Raw genomic sequence first — 21351 nt, forward strand, 5'->3', positions numbered from 1 at the left:
ACCGGACCGGTGCGATCCGGTCCGGGCGACAGCCCTCCCGTACGCGTCCTCAGACGGGATAGGCGTGCGTCTGTGTCGCCTTCACCGCCGCCCAGACCTCGGCGCCCGGGTGCAGTTCGAGTTCGGCGGCGGCGACCGTGGTCAGATCGGCGGCGAGCGCCAGCTCTCCCGTGAGGTCGGCGCGGATCTGGTCGCCGTGGGTCTCCAGACCGGCGACCTCGCAGCGCCAGAGGTTGCGGGCGCTGGCCCCGGTCGGACGGTCGCGGTAGAGGGTGACCGCGCTGGGCCGGAACGCCACGAAGACCGGACCGGACAGCACCTCCGTCGTGGTGACGGCCGGTCCGGTGCCGAGCCGGACGGTGTGACCGTCGGCCTCGCCCCGGTAGAGGTTCAGGCCGACCAGCTGGGCGATGTAGTCCGTACGGGGATGGCGGGCGATGACGGACGGGGCGCCCTCCTGGACCACCCGGCCGTCCTCGACGACGACCAGCCGGTCCGCCAGCACCATGGCGTCCAGCGGATCATGGGTGACCAGTACGGCCACGGCCTCGAAATCGGCCAGGTGGCGCCGGAGCCGGGCCCGGACCTCCAGCCGGGTACGGGCGTCCAGCGCGGCCAGGGGCTCATCGAGGAGCAGCAGACGGGGGCGGGTGGCCAGGGCGCGGGCGAGGGCGACCCGTTGCGCCTGGCCGCCGGAGAGCCTGCGCGGCTTGGACCCGGCGTGGTCGGCGAGCCCCAGACGGTCGAGCCACTCGGCGGCCCGCGCACGCGCCTCCGCCTTGGTCGCCCCCTGGCAGCGCGGGCCGAACGCCACGTTGTCCAGGGCCGTCAGATGGGGGAAGAGCAGATAGTCCTGGAAGACGACACCGACCGGCCGGGACTCCGGCGGCGTACGCTCAAGCGCCGCGCCGTCCAGCCGCAGACGGCCGGCGGTGAGCGGCGTCAGACCGGCGAGGGCACGCAGGGCGGTGGTCTTCCCCGCACCGTTCGGACCCAGCAGCGCGACGACCTCACCGGGCGCCACACGCAGCGTCACATCCAGCCGGAACGCGTCACGCTCGACGACGAGACGGGCGTCGAGCCCTTCCTCGGAGGACGCGGAGGACGCGGAGAACGCGGAGGACGCCGAGTCACGGGAAGCGGCAGCGGCCCCGGCAGGGGTGCCGGAAGCGGCATCGCCGGGGAACCCGCTCGTCCCGCCGCGGCGCGGCTCGTTCGTCCCGCCGGACCGACGCGCCCTCATCCCGCCGTCATCCAACGGTCACGCAGCCCCGCCAGCACCGCGACGGACACGGCCAGCAGGACCAGACTGAGGGCGATGGCGGCCTCCGGGTCGCTCTGCAGGGCCAGATACACGGCCAGCGGCATGGTCTGGGTGCGGCCGGGGAAGTTGCCCGCGAAGGTGATCGTCGCTCCGAACTCACCCAGCGCCCGCGCCCAGGCCAGCACGGCACCGGCGGCGATGCCCGGCATGATCAGCGGCAGGGTGACCCGGCGGAAGGCGGTGAAGCGGGAGGCGCCGAGCGTGGCGGCGGCCTCCTCGAAGCGCGGGTCGGCGGCGCGCAGGGTGCCCTCGACGCTGATGACGAGGAAGGGCATCGCGACGAACGCCTCCGCGACCACGACGCCCGCCGTGGTGAACGGCAGCGTGATCCCGAACCAGGCGTCGAGCGACTTCCCTACCACGCCGTTGCGGCCCAGCGCCATCAGCAGCGCCACACCGCCGACCACCGGCGGCAGCACCAGCGGCAGGGTGACCAGAGCCCGGACGAGTCCGCGTCCGGGGAACTCGACGCGGGCCAGCAGCCAGGCCAGCGGCACTCCGATGACCACGCTCACGGCGGTGGCGGCGGTGGCGCACACCAGGGAGAGCCGCAGCGCCTGCCACACCTCGGCGCTGGTCAGCAGCGCGGGCAGACTGCGCCACGGGGCCCGTACGAGCAGCGCGACCAGCGGCACGATCAGGAACGCCAGGCCGATCAGCGCGGGCACCAGCAGCGGCAGGGGCGCCCCCCGGCCGCCGTGGCCGCCCCGTCCGTTCCGGCCGTACGCGCGGACGCGCCGACGCCGCGGACCGCCCCGGAGGGTGTCGGCCGCGGCGTCGGTCGCGTCGGTCGGTCGGGTCACGGCTTGAGGAACCCGGCCTCGGTCAGGACCTTCTGGCCGTCGGCGGACCGCACCAGCTCGATGAACGCCTCGGCGGCGTCGGCGTTCCGGGCGTCCTTGAGCTGGACGATCGGGTAGTCGTTGATGGCGTCGGCGGACTCGGGGAACTCCACGCCCTCCACCTTCTCACCCGCCGCGCGCACATCGGTCCTGTAGACCACGGCGGCGTCGGCCTCCTTCAGCTCGACCTTCGTCAGCGCGGCCTTGACGTCCTGCTCGTAGGAGACAGGGGTGAGCTTCAGCTTGCCGGCGTCCAGGGCCTTCTGCGCGGCGGCGCCACAGGGCACCTCCTTGTCGCACAGGACGACCTTCAGACCGGACTTGGTGAGGTCCTTGAGGGAGGCGATCCTGTCGGGGTTGCCCGGCAGGGTCGCGATCTCCAACTGGTTGCGGACGAAGGTGGCCGGAGTCCCGGACGCGTCCCCGGCGTCCGTCACGATCGCCATCGTCCTGGGGCTGGCGGAGGCGAACACGTCCGCCGGGGCGCCACCGGTGATGCTCGCGGCGAGCGAGTCGCTGCCGCCGAAGCTGAAGGTGACCTTCGTCCCGGGGTGCTCCTTCTCGAACTGCTCGCCCAGCGTCGTGAAGCTCTCCTTCAGCGACGCGGCGGCGAACACGGTCACCGTGCCGGACGGCCCGTCCGACGACGAGGCGGACGCGGAGGAGTCCGACTTCGCCGACGACGGGCCGTCGGACGACGAGCACGCGCTCAGGGCCAGCAGCGCGGAGGCCCCCAGCGCGGCCAGCTGCAGCGGCCGACGGGTCCGGCGCGCGGTTCGGGTCATCACGGGTCCACTCCCTCTGGTCCTGACGGACACGATCACCTGCGGTCCTGGCGGACCGTTCCGCACCCCCGTGTGCGGCAGGTGTGCGTGCGCCGATGATACTGCCGCAGATGCGAGCGGAATGTCGCCTGTAGCTTCGCATGAGCTGGGAGGAGAACGGGCGGGGCTGGCATGTGCGTTTGCACGGGGCGCCCGCCCGGGTACTGTCCTCCGGGAGGTGACAGCCCATGAGTCAGCCCCTCGCACCCGCGGGCAGGACCGCCGGCAAGGCCGCGGCCGGAGCCGCGGACAGGGCCTTCGGTCCGGCCGCCGTGCCGATGGCGGAACTGGCCCTGGCCGGTGATCTGGCCCGGCCGTCCCGGCTGACGGTGCCCGATCTGTTGACCTGGCCGCAGCACGAGACCGACGTCGCATTCGAGTGCGCCACCAGCGGCGTCCGGCACCACCGCTTCACCGGACCACTGCTGCACGACGTGCTGTCGGCGGCGGGCCCCGGCTTCGACCCCGTGCGCCGCAAGGACCGTCTGCGCTTCCTGATCGCCGTCACCGGCGTGGACGGCCACCACGCCCTGCTCTCCTGGGCCGAGATCGACCCCGACTTCGGGCGGGCGCCCGTCCTGCTCGCGGTCACCCTCGACGCCGCCCCGCTCGACCGCACCGGACCCCAGCTCGTCCTCCCGCAGGACCGCTGCGGCGCCCGGCACATCAGCGGCATCACCGAGATCCGCGTGGACGGCGGCTACCGGGCCGGTGCCACGGACCCGTCGCCGGGAGCGGTCTAGGGCCCTTCCGATGGATCTCCGCGGCGTCGCGACGCCCGGCACGCACTCCCCCACTGCCTCAAGGGCGTGGGGGGACCCCCAGCCGCACGGCGCGAAGGGCCAGGTGGCTCCGCCACAAGACCCTCCACGCCGCACGCCGAGCGCACGCACCGAACGCCGCTCCTTCGCCCACGGAGATCCATCAGAAGGGCCCTAGGCGACGACGTTCGCCTCATCGCGGACGGCGAACAGGGGAGCACCCGCCGGACCGGGCGGTGCCGCCGGCGGATCCTGCGGCTCCCGGAGATCCATCTCGTCGGCCAGGGAAGCGAGTTCGCCGGTTTTCCCGGGGCACTCCACACCCCCTGACAAGCACGGACGCCCCACCCCGCTCCGCCGACGGCCGACCACCTCCGAACCCGGTACAACCATCCGCACCACTCGCGGGTCATATCAAGTGGGAGCAAAGGTGCTCCCATGACCCAAGGGGGAAATATGCGATCCATCCGCAATCTGGCGACCGTCGGAGCGTTAACGGCTCTGGCGGTGGGCTCCGCGACCGCGTTCAGCGCGACCGCGTCCGCCGCTCCCAACGTCACCCCGCAGGGTGTCTGCGGGAAGGCCTACAAGACCGTCAACTCGGCGCCGATCGGCACGCTGGGCAAGGTGTACCTGACGTACAACTCGTCGAACGGCGAGAACTGCGTCGCGACCATCCGCACCAACCCGGGCTCGCTCAAGCCCATGTCCACGTGGATCTACGTCCCCGCCACCGACGAGTACGCCAGTGACGCCGACAACTACTCGTCGTACGCGGGGCCGGCCTACGTCTACGGCAAGGGCCACTGCGTCAGCTGGGGCGGCAGCATCGACAACGTGTACGTGTCGGTGGAGAACTCCAACTGCGGCTCCCTGAAGGAGACCCGGACCACCGAGATCCGCTGATCCGGAGCCGCGGTCACTCGTGAACCGTTCGGCTGCGCGGGCGCGCGACCGCGCAGCCGAATATCGCGTGCGCCGCTGTCGGTGGACGTAGCAGACTCCCCGGCATGGGCGACATACGGATGTTCCGGGACGAGGTCACCGGCTGGGCGGCCGGTGGCTCCGGCGGGCCCGCGAGGGAACTCGCGGAGCACCTCGGAGTGCACACCGCGGTCCTGCTGGAAGGGCTCAGCGACCTCGCTGCGGTCGAGGCGCTGGCCGAGCGGCGGGGCCGTGACCTGGCCGCCGAGGGCGTGTGCGTGATGCCGATGGGCGGGGCGATGAGCGTCGGCCGCTACGCGGGACTCCTCGGACCGTCCGGCCTGGGCCTGCGTCTGCTCGGCCTGTGCGACGAACGCGAGAGGCCCTTCTTCGACCGTGGCCTCGGCGGCGGAGACCGCGCCGACCCGAACCGCGCCGACCGCCACCGCGACGACCCGGCCCCGGCACCCCGCCCGAGCGTCTTCGTCTGCACGGCGGACCTGGAGGACGAGCTGATCCGCGCGCTGGGCCCGGCCCGGGTCGAGCAGATCATCGAGGCGGCGGACGAACTGCGCCCCTGGCAGACCTTCGTACGGCAGCCCGCCCAGCACGGCCGCTCCCGGCACCAGCAGCTGCGCCGCTTCCTCGGCACGAAGAAGGGCCGCAAGATCCGCTACGGCCGCCTCCTGGTCGAAGCCCTCACCCCCGAGCAGGTGCCCGCCCCGCTGGACGATCTCTTCGCCGGTCTGTGAGCGTCGGCGAGCAGACCTCCGGCCGCCGCCCCCGAACCCCAGTCCGGCGCCCTGACCTGGTGTGACTTCTCCCACTGGCTCTTGCCGGGGCGGAGAAGGCTTACCTACGTTCGGTCATATGTCCCACCATGGCCGTGCCCTTCCCGGTGAACCGGATGAACCCGTCACCGCGAGCGAACCCGCCGAGGCCCGTCCCGACGCCTCCCCGACGGTCGACCTGGTCGTCGACCTGACCGCGCACGAAATGCTCCGGCGCGCCCATGTCCTCGACGCCCTCGGCCCCGACTGGGACCCCGTGGCCGCCCTGCACGACGAGGAGGCGGCGTACGCGCTCCTCTACTCCGGCCTCAGCGCGGAGCAGCAGCGGGTGTACGACGAACTGGTCGCGGCCGGGGTGCTGCCGGGCGGAGGCGGCGGCCGTGCTGCCGCTTGACCCGCAGGCCGACATCGGACGCCGTGCCTGGGTGGCCTGCCCGAACTGCGATGACCGGCGCGGATGCGGCACCTGCGAGGAGGGCCGCACCTGCTCCGAGCACTGGCGCTACCTCCTGGCCCACCACGGCAGCCTGCTCCATCTGCAGTGCCGCTCGTGCACGCACATCTGGGCCCACGAGACCCACTTCGGCGCCACCCGCACCCCCTGGGAGCGCATCGTCAGCGGACTGCGACGCCGCTGAGGGGCCGCGCGCGGCCGTACGGCGGAGCGCCGCCCGCTTTCGGATGACCCGGCCCGTCTGTCGCCGGGGACGGCGGACCCCCGTGGCCGAGGATCTCGGTCGGCGGTCATCCCTGCCTGCCGTTCGTCCGCCCGGAGGCAGCCGTGCACATCCTGATCCTGGCCAGCGCGTTCAACAGCCTCACCCAGCGCACCCATGCCGAGCTGCGCGACCGCGGCCACACCGTGGCGGTCGAACTCGCCCTGCCGGACAGCCCGTTGGCGGAAGCCGTACGACGCCACGCGCCCCGGCTGATCGTCGCCCCGATGCTGCGGACGGCGATCCCCGAGGAGGTCTGGTCGGCGCACACCTGCCTCGTCGTCCACCCCGGACCCCTCGGCGACCGGGGACCCTCCTCCCTGGACTGGGCGATCCACGAGGGCTTCGAGGAGTGGGGCGTCACCGTCCTCCAGGCCGACGCGGAGATGGACGCCGGAGATGTGTGGGCCACCGTGCCGTGCCGGATCCCGCCGGTGTCCAAGAGCGAGCTGTACCGGGGCGAGATCGCCGACGCCGCCGTCGAGGCCGTCCTGCTCGCGGTGGAGCGCTTCGCCGGGGGCGTCCACGTACCGCTCCGGCAGAACGCGGCAGCCGGGACCGACCCCCGGCTGCGCACACGTCCCTACCTCGACCAGGGCGTCCGGCGCATCGACTGGGCCGAGGACTCCACCGAGGACGTGCTGCGCGCGCTGCGGGCGGCCGACTCGCAGCCCGGTGTGCTGGACGCCCTGCTCGGCGGCGAGTGGTACCTGCACGGTGGACATCCCGAGAGCGTGCTGCGCGGCCGGCCGGGCGAGCTGCTGGCCACCCGCGCCGGGGCCCTCTGCCGGGCCACCAAGGACGGCGCCGTGTGGATCCCCGAGCTGCGGCCCCGGCGCGCACCCGGGCAGCCGCCCACCTTCAGACTGCCGGCCGTACGAGCCCTGGGTGACCGGCTGCCGCCGCTGCCCGAACACGCCCTGCCCCCGTTGCCCGAGGTGCCGTACGACACGTGGTCGGACATCCGGTACCGGGAGGACGGGAACGTGGGCTTCCTGTCCTTCTCCTTCCCCGGCGGCGCCATGAGCACGGACCAGTGCCGGCGGCTGCTGGACGCCTACCGGGAGGCCTGCGCGCGGCCCACGACGGTGCTGGTGCTGGGCGGGGAGCGGGACTTCTTCTCCAACGGCATCCACCTCAATGTCATCGAGGCCGCCGCCGACCCCGCCGCCGAGTCCCGGGCGAACATCGAGGCCATCGACGACCTGGTCGAGGCCGTCCTGACCACCACCGACCGGCTCGTCGTCGCGGCGGTCGCGGGCAACGCGGCGGCGGGCGGGGTCATGCTCGCCCTGGCCGCCGACGAGGTGTGGTGCCGCGCGGGCGCCGTGCTGAACCCGCACTACCGGCTGATGGGCCTGTACGGCTCGGAGTACTGGACGTACTCGCTGCCGCGCCGGGTGGGACCGGAGGCGGCCGAACGGCTCATGCGCGACGCCCTGCCCGTGAGCGCGGCGGGCGCCCTGCGCCTCGGGCTCGTCGACCGGGTCGTCGACCGCGGTCCCGGCGCGTTCGCGGGGGAGGTCGGCGGCCTGGCGGCGCGTCTCGCCGCCCTTCCGGCGACGGCGGCACGGATCACCGCGAAGAAGGCCGAGCTGGACCGGCTGGAGAGCACCACCCCGCTCGCCGGCTTCCGTGAGCGGGAGCTGGCCCGGATGCGCCGGACCTTCGACGACCCGGCCGCCCCGTACCACGCCCTGCGTCGCGCCTTCGTCCACAAGGAGCGGCCGGCGCACACCCCACCGCATCTGGGACCCGCCCCGGTTGCGTGAACCGCCCGGTTCCGCTCCTCGGCCGATGTCACCGGAACGGCCCCCGATGGCGGCCCGTCGCGGCCGATCGGCTGATACGAAGAGAACCGATGGTCGAAATCAAGGCTTTCATCCCTTACCTCCCCAGGAGGCGGTCCCATGACTGAGGCGACGCCGGCAACAGTCGATGCCACGAACGCGGGCGGCGCGCCCGCCGACGAGGCCCCCACGATCCACATTCTCTGGATCAACGCGGGCCTCAGCTGCGACGGCGACTCGGTCGCGCTGACGGCGGCCATGCAGCCCAGCATCGAGGAGATCGTGCTCGGCGTGCTGCCGGGGCTGCCCAAGATCGCCGTCCACTGGCCGCTCATCGACTTCGAGTGCGGTCCGGTCGGCGGCGCGGACACGTTCATCGAGTGGTTCTTCAAGGGGGAGCGCGGCGAGATCGACCCGTTCGTGCTGGTCGTCGAGGGGTCCATCCCCAACGAGGCGATCAAGCCCGAGGGCTACTGGTGCGGCTTCGGCGACAACCCCGAGACCGGCCAGCCGATCACCACCAGCGAGTGGATCGACCGGCTCGCCCCGAAGGCCCTGGCGGTCGTCGCCATCGGCACCTGCGCCACCTACGGCGGCATCCACGCCATGGCGGGCAACCCGACCGGCGCGATGGGCGTCCCGGACTACCTGGGCTGGGACTGGAAGTCGCAGGCCGGCATCCCCATCGTGTGCGTCCCCGGCTGTCCGATCCAGCCCGACAACTTCTCCGAGACGCTCACCTATCTGCTCTACCAGGCCGCCGGCGCCGCCCCGATGATCCCGCTCGACGACAAACTCCGCCCCACCTGGCTGTTCGGGGCCACCGTGCACGAGGGCTGCGACCGGGCCGGCTACTACGAACAGGGCCAGTTCGCCACGTCGTACGACTCGCCGACCTGCCTCGTCAAGCTCGGCTGCTGGGGCCCGGTCGTCAAGTGCAACGTCCCCAAGCGCGGCTGGATGAACGGCATCGGCGGCTGCCCCAACGTCGGCGGCATCTGTATCGCCTGCACCATGCCCGGCTTCCCCGACAAGTTCATGCCGTTCATGGACGAACCCCCCGGCGCCAAGCTGTCCAGCAACGCCAGCGGGGCGTACGGCGCCGTGGTCCGCAGGCTGCGGTCGATCACCGCCAGGACCGTGGACCAGGAGCCCAAGTGGCGCCGTACCGGAGAGAAGATCACCACCGGATACCGGCCCCCGTGGTGAGCGGCCCCCGCACGTAGCCGGCCCCCCGCCCAGCGCACCCCCCACCCCAACCTCCCGCGCAATGACGCAACGAAGGGCACGCACCCAAGATGGCACCGAAGACGAAGACGGCCGGTGACGGCAGTGGCCTGGTGGAGATGGCCTGGGACCCGATCACCCGGATCGTGGGCTCCCTCGGCATCCACACGAAGATCGACTTCAAGCAGAAGCGGGTCGCCGAGTGCTACAGCACGTCGTCGGTCTTCCGCGGCTACAGCGTCTTCATGCGCGGCAAGGACCCCCGCGACGCGCACTTCATCACCAGCCGCATCTGCGGCATCTGCGGCGACAACCACGCCACCTGCTCGGTGTACGCGCAGAACATGGCGTACGGCGTGAAGCCCCCGCACCTCGGCGAGTGGATCATCAACCTCGGTGAGTCGGCGGAGTACATGTTCGACCACAACATCTTCCAGGAGAACCTGGTCGGGGTCGACTACTGCGAGAAGATGGTCAAGGAGACCAACCCCGGCGTCCTCGAACTCGCCGAACGCACCGAGGCCCCGCACGCCGCCGAGCACGGCTACCGCACCATCGCCGACATCATGCGCTCGCTCAACCCGCTGGAGGGCGAGTTCTACCGCGAGGCGCTCCAGGTGAGCCGCTACACCCGCGAGATGTTCTGCCTGATGGAGGGCCGCCACGTCCACCCCTCCACGCTCTACCCGGGCGGCGTCGGCACCATCGCCTCCGTCCAGCTCTTCACCGACTACATGAGCCGCCTCATGCGGTACGTCGAGTTCATGAAGCGCGTCGTCCCCCTCCACGACGACCTGTTCGACTTCTTCTACGAGGCACTGCCCGGCTACGAGGAAGTGGGCCGCCGCCGCGTCATGCTCGGCTGCTGGGGCGCGCTCAACGACCCCGAGCACTGCGACTTCACCTACGCCAACATGACCGACTGGGGACGGAAGATGTTCGTCACCCCCGGCGTCGTCGTGGACGGCAAACTCGTCACCAACGACCTCACCGAGATCAACCTCGGCATCCGCATCCTGCTCGGCAGCTCCTACTACGAGGACTGGCAGGGCCAGGAGCAGTTCGTCACCCACGACCCGCTCGGCAACCCGGTCGACCCGCGCCACCCGTGGAACCAGCACACCATCCCCGCCCCGCAGAAGCGGAACTTCGACGACAAGTACAGCTGGGTGATGTCCCCGCGCTGGTTCGACGGCAAGGACCACCTCGCCCTGGACACCGGCGGCGGCCCCATCGCCCGCCTGTGGTCCACCGCCCTGTCCGGGCTCGTCGACATCGGCTACATCAAGGCCACCGGCCACAGCGTGGTCATCAACCTGCCGCGCACCATGACCAAACCGGAGACCACCTTCGAGTGGAAGATCCCGAAGTGGTCCAACGCCCTGGAACGCAACCGCGCCCGTACCTACTTCCAGGCGTACGCTGCCGCCGTTGCCCTGCACTGCGCCGAGAAGGGCCTCGCGGAGGTCCGCGCCGGACGCACCCAGACCTGGGAGAAGTTCGAGGTCCCGGACGAGGGCATCGGCGTCGGCTTCACCGAGGCCGTACGCGGCGTCCTCTCCCACCACATGGTCATCCGCGACGGCAAGATCGCCAACTACCACCCGTATCCACCGACCCCCTGGAACGCCAGCACCAGGGACACCTTCGGCACACCGGGCCCGTACGAGGACGCCGTGCAGAACACACCCATCTTCGAGGAGAACACCCCGGAGAACTTCAAGGGCATCGACATCATGCGCGCCGTCCGCAGCTTCGACCCCTGTCTGCCCTGCGGCGTCCACATGTACGTCGGCGGCGGCAGGACCGTGAAGTCGATGCACGTGCCCACCGGCCTGAGCGGACTGGGCGGATGAGCGCCGCCACGACGGCCCGGCCCGTCGACGCGCAGCAGACCGGACGCCGCGTCGAGGAGATCCTCGACCGGCTGGCGACGAGCGGCGACCCCGCCGTCACCACGGCTGCGGAGGAACTCGTCCGGTCCCTCATGGACTTCTACGGCGCGGGCCTCGCCCGCGCCCTCCACCTGCTGTCCGCCGCCCCCGGCGACCCGACGGCGCGCCTGCTCGGAGACGAACTGGTCGCGAGCCTCCTCGTCCTGCACGAGCTGCACCCCGAGGACCGCGACACCCGCATCGCCCGCGCCCTCGACAGCGTCCGCGAACACGCCCTGGAGATCGAGGACTTCGACGAGGACACCGGCACGCTCACGCTGCGGTCCCCGGAGAGCGGCGGCGGCTGCGGCTGCGGCTCGGGCGAGGACGCCCGGCAGGCCGCCGAAGCGGCGCTCACCTGCTTCGCACCCGAGGTCACGGTCGTCGAACTGAAGGCCGCGCCCACCCTGTTGCAGATCGGGACGAAGAGCCGGTGACCGCCGCCACAGCCGGCCTGCGCCGGTTCGTCACCGAACGCCCGCCGCGGCCCGAACGATGCGAACTGTGCGCGGTGGCGGTGCCCGGGGAGCACCGCCATCTGGTCGACACCGAGAAGCGCGCCCTCGTCTGCGCCTGCACCGCCTGCGCGCTGCTGATGGAACAGCCGGGCGCCGCCGCGGGCCGCTTCCGCGCGGTCCCCGCCCGCTACCTCACCGACCCCGGACACCGCCTGGACGACACCGCGTGGGAGGCCCTGCAGATCCCGGTCGGCGTCGCCTTCCTCTTCCGCAACGCGGCGCTCGACCGGCTGGTCGCCCTCTACCCGAGTCCGGCCGGAGCCACCGAGAGCGAACTCGATCCGGCCACCTGGGAAGCGGTCCTCGGCGGCAGCCGCCTCGCCGCACTCCTCGAACCCGACGTCGAGGCGCTCCTGCTGCACCGCACCGGCGAACGCGGCCGGTGCCACCTCGTCCCCATCGACATCTGCTACGAACTCGTCGGCCGTATGCGCCTGTTGTGGCAGGGCTTCGACGGCGGGGCCGAGGCCCGCGCCGCCCTGGACACGTTCTTCGCCGAGGTCGCGCGCCGTGCCCGTCCGGTGGCCGAGGCGGTGCGCCCATGACGACGGAGTTCTCCTTCGCCTGCACCGGCGTCCGCGCCGACCGCTACGCCGCCGGCCCGACCCTCGTCTTCCGGCTGCGCGTCACCGCCGCCGACAACGCGCGCGTGCACGCCCTCGCGCTGCGCTGCCAGATCCGTATCGAACCCGCCCGGCGCGGCTACGAACCCGCCGAGGCCGACGGACTCGCGGACCTCTTCGGCGACCGCTCCCGCTGGGGCAGCACCCTCCAGCCGGTGCAGTTCGCCCAGGTCGCCGTCATGGTCCCGAGCTTCACCGGAGAGATCGAGACCGACCTCGTCGTGCCCTGCACCTACGACATGGAGATCGCCGCCACCCGCTACCTCACCGCCCTCACCGAGGGCGAGGTCCCCCTGCTGATGCTCTTCTCCGGCACGGCGTTCACCGGCGACGGCGGCTTCCGGATCGAACCCGTCCCCTGGGACCGGGAGGCCACCTTCCGGATGCCCGTCACCGCCTGGCGGGAGATGGTCGAGCAGCACTTCCCCGGCTGCGGCTGGATCCGGCTGCCCCGCGCGACCATGGACGCCCTCCTCGCCTACCGCTCCCGGCACGCGCTGCCCTCCTGGGAGGCGACCCTCACGGCCCTGCTCGACGGGAGCCGCGCCGCGGACGCGCCCGCGCCCGCGCCGGACCCGTTCCGCGCGCTCACCGGCACCACCGGAAGGACCGACCCGTGACCGTCACCGCGTTCGCCGCCGAGACCGAGGAACGGTTCGCCCTCGCCCGGCAGGTGGCCGACGCCGTCCTCTTCGAGGGCTATGTGCTCTACCCGTACCGCGCCTCGGCGGCCAAGAACCGGCTGCGCTGGCAGTTCGGGGTCCTCGTGCCGCCCGGCTGGGGAGCCGAGTGCGAGGAGCACGACTTCCAGCACACCGAATGCCTGATGGAGCCCAGGGCGGGTGCCACCCTCTCGGTCGAGGTGCGGTTCCTGCACGCCCGGCGGCGCACCGTGCAGCGGCTCCGCCCGGACGGCGGCTACGACACCGTCCCCCAACTCGACCTCGACGACCGGGTGCTGGTGCCCTGGGACGAGGGGTTCGAGGAACGCGTCGAGGTGATCGCTCTGGTCGACGACCTCCTCGGCGACGGCGTCACCCACCCCTTCCACCTCCTCGCGCGGGAGGACACCGCACCCGTCCTGGACGCGGCCGGTCGCGGCGTCGGCCGGCTGGTCCGGCGCTGCGAGGAGATCAGGGGGACGGTCCGCCTGTCCGCCCGTGAACTCGACGGCCCCTACCGGGTGCTGCGGCTGACCGCCGTCGTCGAGAACACCAGCGGCTGGACCCCGCCCGAGGGCCGGGCCGCCGACCGGGACGCGGCACTGCCGCACTCCCTGGTGGCCACCCACCTCCTCATGGCTCTCAGCGCCGGCTCGTTCCTGTCGATGACCGATCCCCCCGAGTGGGCCAAGGGCGCGGTCGCCGCCTGCCGCAACCTCCACACCTGGCCCGTCCTCGCCGGCGAACCCGGCCGCGCCGACCTCGTGCTGTCCTCGCCGATCATCCTGGAGGACCACCCGGCCATCGCCCCGGAGAGCCCCGGCGCGCTCTACGACGCCACCGAGATCGACGAGATCCTCGCCCTGCGCACCGCGGCCCTCACCGACGAGGAGAAGCGCGAGGCCCGGGGCACCGACGAACGGGCCGCCGCCGTCATCGAGTTGGCGGACTCGATGCCGGCCGAGGTCCTGGAACGGCTGCACGGGGCGGTGCGCAGCCTGCGCGAGGTCACCGGCCCCGATCCCGCCGGACCCACGCCTCCCGGCCCCGATCCCGCTGTGCGGGCCGACGGCTTCCCCGACGAGTGCGGGGTGCCACGGCCGGACACCCCCTGGTGGGACCCCGCGAGCGACGCGGGCTTCGACCCGGAGCGGGACCGGGTCGTCGTGGACGGCCGGCCGGTGGGCAAGGGCAGCCGTGTCGCACTCCACCCCGGCCTGCGGCGCACCGACGCGCAGGACATCTTCCTGCGGGGCCGCACCGCGACCGTCGAGGCCGTCCTGCACGACGTCGACGGCGGAGTGCACCTCGCCGTCACCGTCGAGGGCGACCCGGGCGCCGACATCCGCCGCGAACAGGGCCGCTTCCTGTACTTCCAGCCCGACGAGGTCACCCCGCTGGAGGACCCCGCATGAACCCCACGGACCCGCCCGGCCCTCGGACCCTCGTCGCCGGTATCGGCAACGTCTTCCTCGGCGACGACGGCTTCGGCGTGGAGACCGCGCGACTGCTCGCCGAACGCGAACTCCCGGCGCACACCGAGGTGGTGGACATCGGGGTGCGGGGCGTGCACCTCGCCTACCAGCTCCTGGACGGCTACGACACCCTCGTCCTCGTGGACGCCACCGCACGCGGCGGAGCCCCCGGCACGCTGTACGTCATCGAGCACGACGTCGGCGGCGCGAGCCCGTCACCGGCCGCGCCCGCCCTGGACGGCCACCGGATGACCCCCGACACCGTCCTTGCGCTGCTGGGCACCCTCTGCGCCGGTACCGGCGGCGAACCACCGCGCCGGGTCCTGGTCGTCGGCTGCGAACCGGCCTCGGTGGACGAGCGCATCGGCCTCAGCCTGCCGGTGTCCGAGGCCGTACCGGAGGCCGTCCGGCTGATCGAAGAGCTGCTGCGGAACGGTGAGCCGTCCGCGGCACAGGCCTCAACCGCTGAGGCCGCGACATGAGGAGAGACGGGATGAAGAAGATCGTCATCGGAGGAGCGGCCATGGCCGCCCTGGTCGCCGTGGCCGCCGAGGTGCTGCCGGACATCAGGCGCTACCTCCGGATCCGCCGGATGTGACACGCGGGGCGGCGCGCGGTGTGTCGCCCGCCGCGCGGTTGCGTCGAACGGCGTACCCGCCGGCCGGTGACGGCGTGCCGGGCCGGGTGACCCGGGCGGACACCCCTGTAATGAACCCCGGCTGAGGCAGGCGGCGAAAGGACGGCGACGACCCATGCACGAGATGTCCGTCGCGCTGGCCGTGGTCGACCAGGTCGCCGAGGCCGCCGACCGGGCCGGGAACGTCACGGCGGTCCGATCGGTACGGCTCCAGGTCGGCGAACTCGCCGGTGTCGTCCCCGACTCCCTCACCTTCTGCTTCGAACTGGCCTGCGCCGGAACCCTGTTGGAAGGCGCCGAACTCGTCACCGAAGCCGTGCCGGGACGGGCCCGCTGCACTGCCTGCGCGCACGAATGGGCTGTCGGCATGCCGCCCCACCTGACCTGCCCCGCGTGCGGCGGGACACGGACCGATCTGCTCGCCGGCCGGGAACTGCAGATCGTCGACGTGCGCTGGGAGGACGGCGGCCCCGCGCACACCCCCACCCGCGAACCGATCCCCGAGGAGCGCTGACCCATGTGCCGTGTCGCCGACCTGCGCCAGGCCGTCCTAGCGAAGAACGACGCGAGCGCCCACGCACTGCGCTCCGTCCTCACCGAGCGGGGCACCGCCGTCGTCAATCTGCTGTCCAGCCCGGGCAGCGGCAAGACCGCGCTCCTGGAGCAGGAACTGCTGCGGGCACGGGAACGGTCCCTTCCCGTCGCGGCGCTCAGCGCCGACCTCGCCACCGAGAACGACGCGGTCCGTCTGGCGCGCTCGGGCGTCCCGGTCAAGCAGGTGCTCACCGACGGACTGTGCCATCTGGAGGCCGGGATGCTCGCCGGACACCTCGACGGATGGCTGCCCGACGACACCCGGCTGCTGTTCGTGGAGAACGTCGGCAACCTCGTCTGCCCCGCCACCTACGACCTGGGGGAGACCCTCAGGGTCACGCTCGCCTCCGTCACCGAGGGCGAGGACAAACCGCTCAAGTACCCCACCGCCTTCGGCCTGGCCCAGCTGGTCGTGGTCACCAAGACGGACCTCGCGGAGGCCGTCGAGTTCGACGACTTCGCGTTCCGCGCCAATGTGGAGCAGGTCAACCCGGGAGTCGAGATCGTCATGACCTCGGCACGGGCGGGACGGGGGATCGGCGCCCTGCTCGACCGGGCGCTCGCGGCCCTGGACGGCGCCCCCGTCCACACGCCGGTGATGGCCCGGCAGCCCCACACCCACGGTCACCCGGACTCCCACTCCCACTCCCACGACGGCCACACGCACGCGCACCCGGAGGTCCCCGGCGCCATGGCCCACACCCACTCGTGAGCGGTCCCCAGGCACCGGCCCAGGCCCCCGTCGTCGCTGCCGCCGTCGCCGAGGAGACCCCGTCACGCCGCCGGGTCACCGTCCGGGGAGTGGTGCAGGGCGTGGGCTTCCGGCCCTACCTGTACGGCCTCGCCACCGAACTCGCCCTGGCGGGCCATGTGACCAACACCCCCGAGGGCGTCGTCGTGGAGGTCGAGGGCTCCGCCACGGCCGTCGCCGGGTTCTGCGACCGGATCGCGGCCCAGGCGCCCCCGCTGGCCCGCGTCGAGTCCGTCGACCACCGGGAACTGCCGCCCGTAGGCGGCACCGCCTTCACCATCCTCGCCTCCCGCGCCGGCGGACCGGCCCGCACCCTGGTCTCCCCGGACTCCGCCACCTGCGCCGACTGCCTCGCGGAGCTGGCCGACCCGGCGGACCGGCGCCACCGCCACCCGTTCGTCAACTGCACGCACTGCGGCCCGCGGTTCACGATCGTCACCGGAGTGCCGTACGACCGGGCCCACACCACCATGGCCGGCTTCGCGATGTGCGCCGACTGCTCCCGCGAGTACGCCGATCCGGCCGACCGGCGCTTCCACGCCCAGCCGGTCGCCTGCCCGGCCTGCGGGCCCCGGCTGCGGCTGATCGCCGGACCGGACACAGGGACCGTGGGCGCCGACGGGACGGACCCGGTCGCCGGGGCGCGCGCCCTGCTGGCGCGGGGCGCCGTCGTCGCCGTGAAGGGGCTGGGCGGCTACCACCTCGCCTGCGACGCCACGAACGAGACCGCGGTCGCCCTCCTGCGGCGCCGGAAGGCACGCGGCGACAAACCCTTCGCCGTGATGGCCGCGACGGCGGACGACGTCCGGCACCTCGTACGGCTGAGCCCCGAGGAGCGGAACCTGCTCGAAGACCGGGCCCGGCCGGTCGTGCTGCTCCGGCGCCGTCCGCACGCACTCGGCGATCCACGCCCCGCCGACGCCGTCGCGCCCCGCAGCCCCGACCTCGGGGTGATGCTGCCCTACACGCCCCTGCACCACCTGCTGTTCGGCCTGCCCGGTGACCCGGACGGCCCCCGGCTGCTCGTCATGACCAGCGGCAACGTCTCCGGCGAACCGATCGTCACCGACGACACCGAGGCACTGGAACGGCTGGCGCACCTGGCCGACGCCTGGCTCACCCACGACCGGCCGATCCATGTGCCCTGCGACGACTCCGTGGTCCGGGTCTGCGACGGCGAGCCGCTGGTGCTCCGCCGCTCACGGGGCCATGCCCCGCTCCCGGTCGACCTGCCGCTGCCCGTACGCCCGGCCCTCGCCGTCGGCGGCGACCTGAAGAACGCCTTCTGTCTGGGGTCGGGGCGACAGGCCTGGCTGTCGGCGCACATCGGCGACATGGACGACCTCGGCACCCAACGGGCCTTCGAGCGCGCGGAGGCGCAGTTGGAGTCCATCACGGGCGTACGGCCCGAGATCCTGGTGTCCGACCGGCACCCCGGCTACCGCTCCGCCCGCTGGGCCGACCGGAACGCGGCGGGGCGGCCCGTCGGGCGCGTCCAGCACCATCACGCGCACATCGCCGCCGCGATGGCCGAGCACGGGCTCGACGGCACCCGGCCGGTCATCGGCGTCGCCTTCGACGGCACCGGCCACGGCGACGACGGCGCCGTGTGGGGCGGGGAGTTCCTGCTCGCCGACTACGACCGCTTCACCCGGTTCGGACACCTCGCCTACGTCCCGCTGCCCGGCGGCGACCTCGCGGTGCGCCGGCCGTACCGCATGGCGCTGGCCCATCTGCGGGCGGCCGGGATCGACCGGTCCGCCGACCTCCCCTGCACGGCCGCCTGCCCGCCCGACGAACTCCGGGTCCTGGAGCAGCAGTTGGAGCGGGGCCTGAACTGCGTCCCCACCTCCAGCATGGGCCGGCTCTTCGACGCCGTGTCCTCGCTGGCCGGTGTGTGTCACCACGCCGGGTACGAGGCACAGGCCGCCGTCGAACTGGAGGGCGCGGCGCTGTGCGCACCGGCCCGCGACACCACGGCGTACACCTTCGCCCTGCACGACCCGGAGGCGGGGGAGGGCGCGGCCGTACGGGCCGATCCGGCGCCCGTGCTCGCGGCGATCGTCGGCGATCTGCGCGCGGGCGCCGAGCCGACCCTGATCGCGGCACGCTTCCACCAGGGTGTGACGGCCCTGGTCCACCGGATGTGCGCGCGGGCGCGGCAGGGGCACGGAACGGACACGGTCGTGCTGTCCGGGGGCGTGTTCGCGAACACGCTGCTCTCCTCCGCCTGCGCCGCCGCCCTGCGCGCGGACGGCTTCACGGTCCTGCGGCATCACCTGGTGCCGCCGGGCGACGGCGGACTGGCCCTGGGCCAGTTGATGGTGGCCGGGCGGGCCACCCCCGCCGCGGCCCCCACCGACTGAGCGACGCGCCACCCACAGCGAGGACAGCGAGGAGAGGCTCATGTGCCTGGCGGTACCCGGCAGAGTGCTGGACATCGAGGAACGGGACGGCACCCGGATGGCCACCGTCGACTTCGGCGGCGTGGTCAAGGAGGTGTGCCTGGAGTATCTGCCCGACCTCCAGGTCGGCGAGTACGCCATCGTCCACGTCGGGTTCGCCCTGCAGCGGCTGGACGAGGAGTCGGCCCGGCAGACCCTCGAACTCTTCGCGGAACTCGGCATGCTGCAGGAGGAGTTCGGCGACCCCTGGGAGACGGCGGCGAAGGAGGCGGGCGTGGACCCGTTCGCGGAGGTGCCGGTGGAAGAGGTGCCGGTGGAAGAGGTGCGCAACCCGTGAAGTACATCGACGAGTTCCAGGACCCGGAGCTGGCGCGCCGGCTCCTCGACGACATCCACGCCACGGTGACCCGGCCCTGGGCGTTGATGGAGGTGTGCGGAGGGCAGACGCACAGCATCATCCGGCACGGCATCGACCAACTCCTCCCGGACGAGGTCGAGTTGATCCACGGCCCCGGCTGCCCGGTGTGCGTGACCCCGCTGGAGGTCATCGACAAGGCGCTGGAGATCGCCTCCCGGCCGGGGGTGATCTTCTGCTCCTTCGGGGACATGCTCCGGGTGCCGGGCACCGGCCGGGACCTGTTCCAGGTCCGGGGCGAGGGCGGGGACGTACGGGTCGTCTACTCACCGCTCGACGCCCTGCGGATCGCCCAGCTGAACCCGGACCGCGAGGTGGTGTTCTTCGGCATCGGCTTCGAGACGACCGCACCCCCCAACGCCATGACGGTCCATCAGGCCCGCAGGCTGGGGATCGGGAACTTCAGCATGCTGGTGTCCCACGTCCGCGTACCCCCCGCCATCGAGGCGATCATGTCCTCGCCGAGCTGCCGGGTGCAGGGCTTCCTCGCGGCCGGACATGTGTGCAGCGTGATGGGCGTGGAGGAGTACCCGGAGCTGGCGGAGCGCTTCCGGGTGCCGATCGTCGTGACCGGCTTCGAACCCCTGGACATCCTCGAAGGCGTACGCCGGGCCGTCCGTCAGCTGGAACGCGGCGAACACACCGTCGACAACGCCTACGCCCGTGCCGTCCGGCCGGAGGGCAACCCGGCCGCCCGCGCCATGCTGGAGGACGTCTTCGAGGTCACCGACCGGGCCTGGCGCGGCATCGGCGTGATCCCCGACAGCGGCTGGCGGCTGGCGTCGAAGTACCGCGACCACGACGCCGAGCACCGCTTCGCCGTCGAGGGGATCAGGACGAGTGAACCCGCCGAGTGCCGCAGCGGCGAGGTCCTGCAAGGACTGCTCAAGCCGCACGAGTGCGGGGCCTTCGGCACCCTGTGCACACCGCGTACGCCGCTGGGCGCCACGATGGTGTCCAGCGAGGGGGCCTGCGCGGCGTACTACCTCTACCGGCGGCTGGACCTGCCCGCCGCCACCGCGGTCCGGGAGGCGAGCCCCGTTGTCTGACACCACCGCGTCCGGCGTCACCGGTCCGCCCGTCCTCGACGTCGAGGCGTGGACCTGCCCCCTGCCCGTACGGGACCGGCCCCGGGTCGTCATGGGGCACGGCGGCGGCGGGGTCCTCTCCGCCGAACTGGTCCAGCAGATCTTCGCGCCCGCCTACGGGGGCGAGACGCTGTCCCAGATGGGCGACGCCGCCGTCCTCTCCCTGGGCGGGGCCCGGCTGGCGTTCTCCACCGACTCCTATGTCGTACGGCCGCTGTTCTTCCCCGGCGGCAGCATCGGTGACCTCGCGGTCAACGGAACCGTCAACGACCTCGCCATGAGCGGGGCCCGGGCCGCCTACCTCTCCTGCGGGTTCATCCTGGAGGAGGGCGTCGAACTGGACGTGGTGACCCGGGTGTCCCAGGCGCTCGGCGCGGCGGCGCGCACCGCCGGGGTGGAGGTCGCCACCGGTGACACCAAGGTCGTGGAGGCCGGGCACGGCGACGGGATCTTCATCAACACGGCGGGCATCGGCCTCGTCCCGGCGGGGGTCGATCTGAGGCCCCAGCGGGTCGTCCCCGGCGATGTCGTGATCGTCAGCGGCGCCATCGGTGTCCACGGCGTGGCGATCATGAGCGTGCGCGAGGGGCTGGAGTTCGGGGTGGAGATCGCCAGCGACTGCGCGGCGCTCGGCGGTCTGGTCGAGACGATGCTCGCCGTCACCCCGGATCTGCATGTGCTGCGTGACCCCACCCGAGGAGGCCTCGCCGCCTCGCTCAACGAGATCGCGGCGGCCTCCGGCACCGGCGTCGTCATCCGCGAGCGTGCCGTCCCGGTTCCCCCGGCCGTGGCCAACGCCTGCGCCATCCTCGGACTGGACCCCATGTACATCGCCAACGAGGGCAAGCTCGTGGCCTTCGTGCCCCGTGAGCACGCCGACGCGGTGCTGGAGGCGATGCGCGCCCACCCGCTCGGCGCGGACTCCGTGATCATCGGCGAGGCCGTCGAGGAGCACCCCGGCATGGTCGTGGCCCGCACCGGGCTGGGCGGGACACGGGTGGTCGATCTGCCGATCGGGGAGCAGTTGCCTCGTATCTGCTGACGGGGCCG

Annotated in this window: 23 protein-coding genes; 20 read left to right on the forward strand and 3 right to left on the reverse strand. The window is 72.7% G+C overall.

Annotated features, from left to right (window positions below; all coding sequences use genetic code 11):
* Positions 1-49: 49 nt before the first annotated feature.
* Genes J8M51_RS30770 through modA form a run of 3 tightly spaced genes read right to left on the reverse strand, consistent with a single transcriptional unit; the run spans position 50 to position 2951 of the window.
* Positions 50-1243 (reverse strand): ABC transporter ATP-binding protein, encoded by a 1194-nt coding sequence (locus tag J8M51_RS30770; RefSeq protein WP_086755646.1) that lies wholly within the window; start codon positions 1241-1243, stop codon positions 50-52.
* Positions 1240-2127: a molybdate ABC transporter permease subunit gene (modB, locus tag J8M51_RS30775; protein WP_086755645.1), complete on the reverse strand. Its 888-nt coding sequence runs from the start codon at positions 2125-2127 to the stop codon at positions 1240-1242. Before modB ends, J8M51_RS30770 begins: the two co-directional genes overlap by 4 nt.
* Positions 2124-2951, reverse strand: coding sequence for a molybdate ABC transporter substrate-binding protein (gene modA / locus J8M51_RS30780; protein ID WP_086755644.1), 828 nt, complete (start codon positions 2949-2951; stop codon positions 2124-2126). Before modA ends, modB begins: the two co-directional genes overlap by 4 nt.
* A 317-nt stretch (positions 2952-3268) precedes the next feature.
* Here modA and J8M51_RS30785 point away from each other — a divergent pair, with 317 nt between their 5' ends.
* The 20 genes from J8M51_RS30785 (at position 3269) to hypE (ending at position 21343) form a co-directional block, all read left to right on the forward strand.
* Positions 3269-3733: a molybdopterin-dependent oxidoreductase gene (locus tag J8M51_RS30785; RefSeq protein WP_398857432.1), complete on the forward strand. Its 465-nt coding sequence runs from the start codon at positions 3269-3271 to the stop codon at positions 3731-3733.
* A gap of 474 nt (positions 3734-4207) precedes the next feature.
* Positions 4208-4657: a spore-associated protein gene (locus J8M51_RS30790; RefSeq protein ID WP_086755641.1), complete on the forward strand. Its 450-nt coding sequence runs from the start codon at positions 4208-4210 to the stop codon at positions 4655-4657.
* A 104-nt stretch (positions 4658-4761) separates the two neighbouring features.
* A complete protein-coding gene (locus tag J8M51_RS30795) occupies positions 4762-5427 on the forward strand; it encodes a TOPRIM nucleotidyl transferase/hydrolase domain-containing protein (protein WP_086755640.1) in 666 nt (221 codons plus the stop codon).
* A gap of 118 nt (positions 5428-5545) precedes the next feature.
* Positions 5546-5860, forward strand: a complete 315-nt coding sequence (locus tag J8M51_RS30800) for a DUF6400 family protein (RefSeq protein ID WP_086755639.1) — start codon at positions 5546-5548, stop codon at positions 5858-5860.
* Positions 5847-6104, forward strand: coding sequence for a hypothetical protein (locus tag J8M51_RS30805; RefSeq protein ID WP_086755638.1), 258 nt, complete (start codon positions 5847-5849; stop codon positions 6102-6104). Before J8M51_RS30800 ends, J8M51_RS30805 begins: the two co-directional genes overlap by 14 nt.
* Before the next feature lie 143 nt (positions 6105-6247).
* Positions 6248-7954, forward strand: coding sequence for an enoyl-CoA hydratase-related protein (locus J8M51_RS30810; RefSeq protein WP_267299612.1), 1707 nt, complete (start codon positions 6248-6250; stop codon positions 7952-7954).
* Positions 7955-8092: 138 nt separating this feature from the next.
* On the forward strand, positions 8093-9181 hold the full coding sequence (locus J8M51_RS30815) for an NADH-quinone oxidoreductase subunit B family protein (protein WP_086754028.1): 1089 nt from the start codon (positions 8093-8095) through the stop codon (positions 9179-9181).
* Positions 9182-9270: 89 nt separating this feature from the next.
* Positions 9271-11055, forward strand: a complete 1785-nt coding sequence (locus tag J8M51_RS30820; protein ID WP_086761605.1) for a nickel-dependent hydrogenase large subunit — start codon at positions 9271-9273, stop codon at positions 11053-11055.
* Positions 11052-11570 carry a protein kinase family protein gene (locus J8M51_RS30825; protein WP_086761603.1) on the forward strand — a complete coding sequence of 173 codons (519 nt, stop codon included), beginning with the start codon at positions 11052-11054 and terminating at the stop codon, positions 11568-11570. The genes J8M51_RS30820 and J8M51_RS30825 overlap by 4 nt, the downstream gene beginning before the upstream one ends.
* On the forward strand, positions 11567-12196 hold the full coding sequence (locus J8M51_RS30830) for a DUF5947 family protein (RefSeq protein ID WP_086761601.1): 630 nt from the start codon (positions 11567-11569) through the stop codon (positions 12194-12196). Before J8M51_RS30825 ends, J8M51_RS30830 begins: the two co-directional genes overlap by 4 nt.
* Positions 12193-12894: a DUF6084 family protein gene (locus J8M51_RS30835; RefSeq protein ID WP_086761599.1), complete on the forward strand. Its 702-nt coding sequence runs from the start codon at positions 12193-12195 to the stop codon at positions 12892-12894. Before J8M51_RS30830 ends, J8M51_RS30835 begins: the two co-directional genes overlap by 4 nt.
* Positions 12891-14351, forward strand: a complete 1461-nt coding sequence (locus J8M51_RS30840; protein ID WP_086761597.1) for a hypothetical protein — start codon at positions 12891-12893, stop codon at positions 14349-14351. The genes J8M51_RS30835 and J8M51_RS30840 overlap by 4 nt, the downstream gene beginning before the upstream one ends.
* Positions 14348-14893, forward strand: a complete 546-nt coding sequence (locus tag J8M51_RS30845) for a hydrogenase maturation protease (protein ID WP_216588844.1) — start codon at positions 14348-14350, stop codon at positions 14891-14893. The genes J8M51_RS30840 and J8M51_RS30845 overlap by 4 nt, the downstream gene beginning before the upstream one ends.
* Before the next feature lie 11 nt (positions 14894-14904).
* Entirely contained in the window at positions 14905-15009 is a 105-nt protein-coding gene (locus J8M51_RS46320) for a DUF6893 family small protein (RefSeq protein ID WP_398857170.1), read from the forward strand.
* 154 nt (positions 15010-15163) lie between these two features.
* A complete protein-coding gene (gene hypA, locus J8M51_RS30850; RefSeq protein ID WP_086763622.1) occupies positions 15164-15562 on the forward strand; it encodes a hydrogenase maturation nickel metallochaperone HypA in 399 nt (132 codons plus the stop codon).
* A gap of 3 nt (positions 15563-15565) precedes the next feature.
* Positions 15566-16354, forward strand: a complete 789-nt coding sequence (gene hypB / locus J8M51_RS30855; RefSeq protein WP_086763624.1) for a hydrogenase nickel incorporation protein HypB — start codon at positions 15566-15568, stop codon at positions 16352-16354.
* Positions 16351-18759, forward strand: a complete 2409-nt coding sequence (gene hypF, locus J8M51_RS30860; RefSeq protein ID WP_086763626.1) for a carbamoyltransferase HypF — start codon at positions 16351-16353, stop codon at positions 18757-18759. Before hypB ends, hypF begins: the two co-directional genes overlap by 4 nt.
* Positions 18760-18799: 40 nt before the next feature.
* Positions 18800-19135 (forward strand): HypC/HybG/HupF family hydrogenase formation chaperone, encoded by a 336-nt coding sequence (locus J8M51_RS30865; RefSeq protein WP_086763628.1) that lies wholly within the window; start codon positions 18800-18802, stop codon positions 19133-19135.
* Positions 19132-20262 carry a hydrogenase formation protein HypD gene (hypD, locus tag J8M51_RS30870; RefSeq protein ID WP_086763630.1) on the forward strand — a complete coding sequence of 377 codons (1131 nt, stop codon included), beginning with the start codon at positions 19132-19134 and terminating at the stop codon, positions 20260-20262. Before J8M51_RS30865 ends, hypD begins: the two co-directional genes overlap by 4 nt.
* Positions 20255-21343, forward strand: a complete 1089-nt coding sequence (gene hypE / locus J8M51_RS30875) for a hydrogenase expression/formation protein HypE (protein WP_086763632.1) — start codon at positions 20255-20257, stop codon at positions 21341-21343. Before hypD ends, hypE begins: the two co-directional genes overlap by 8 nt.
* The last annotated feature ends 8 nt before the right edge of the window (positions 21344-21351 follow it).

The sequence above is a fragment of the Streptomyces griseiscabiei genome, from assembly GCF_020010925.1.
Taxonomy (GTDB): Bacteria; Actinomycetota; Actinomycetes; order Streptomycetales; family Streptomycetaceae; genus Streptomyces; species Streptomyces griseiscabiei.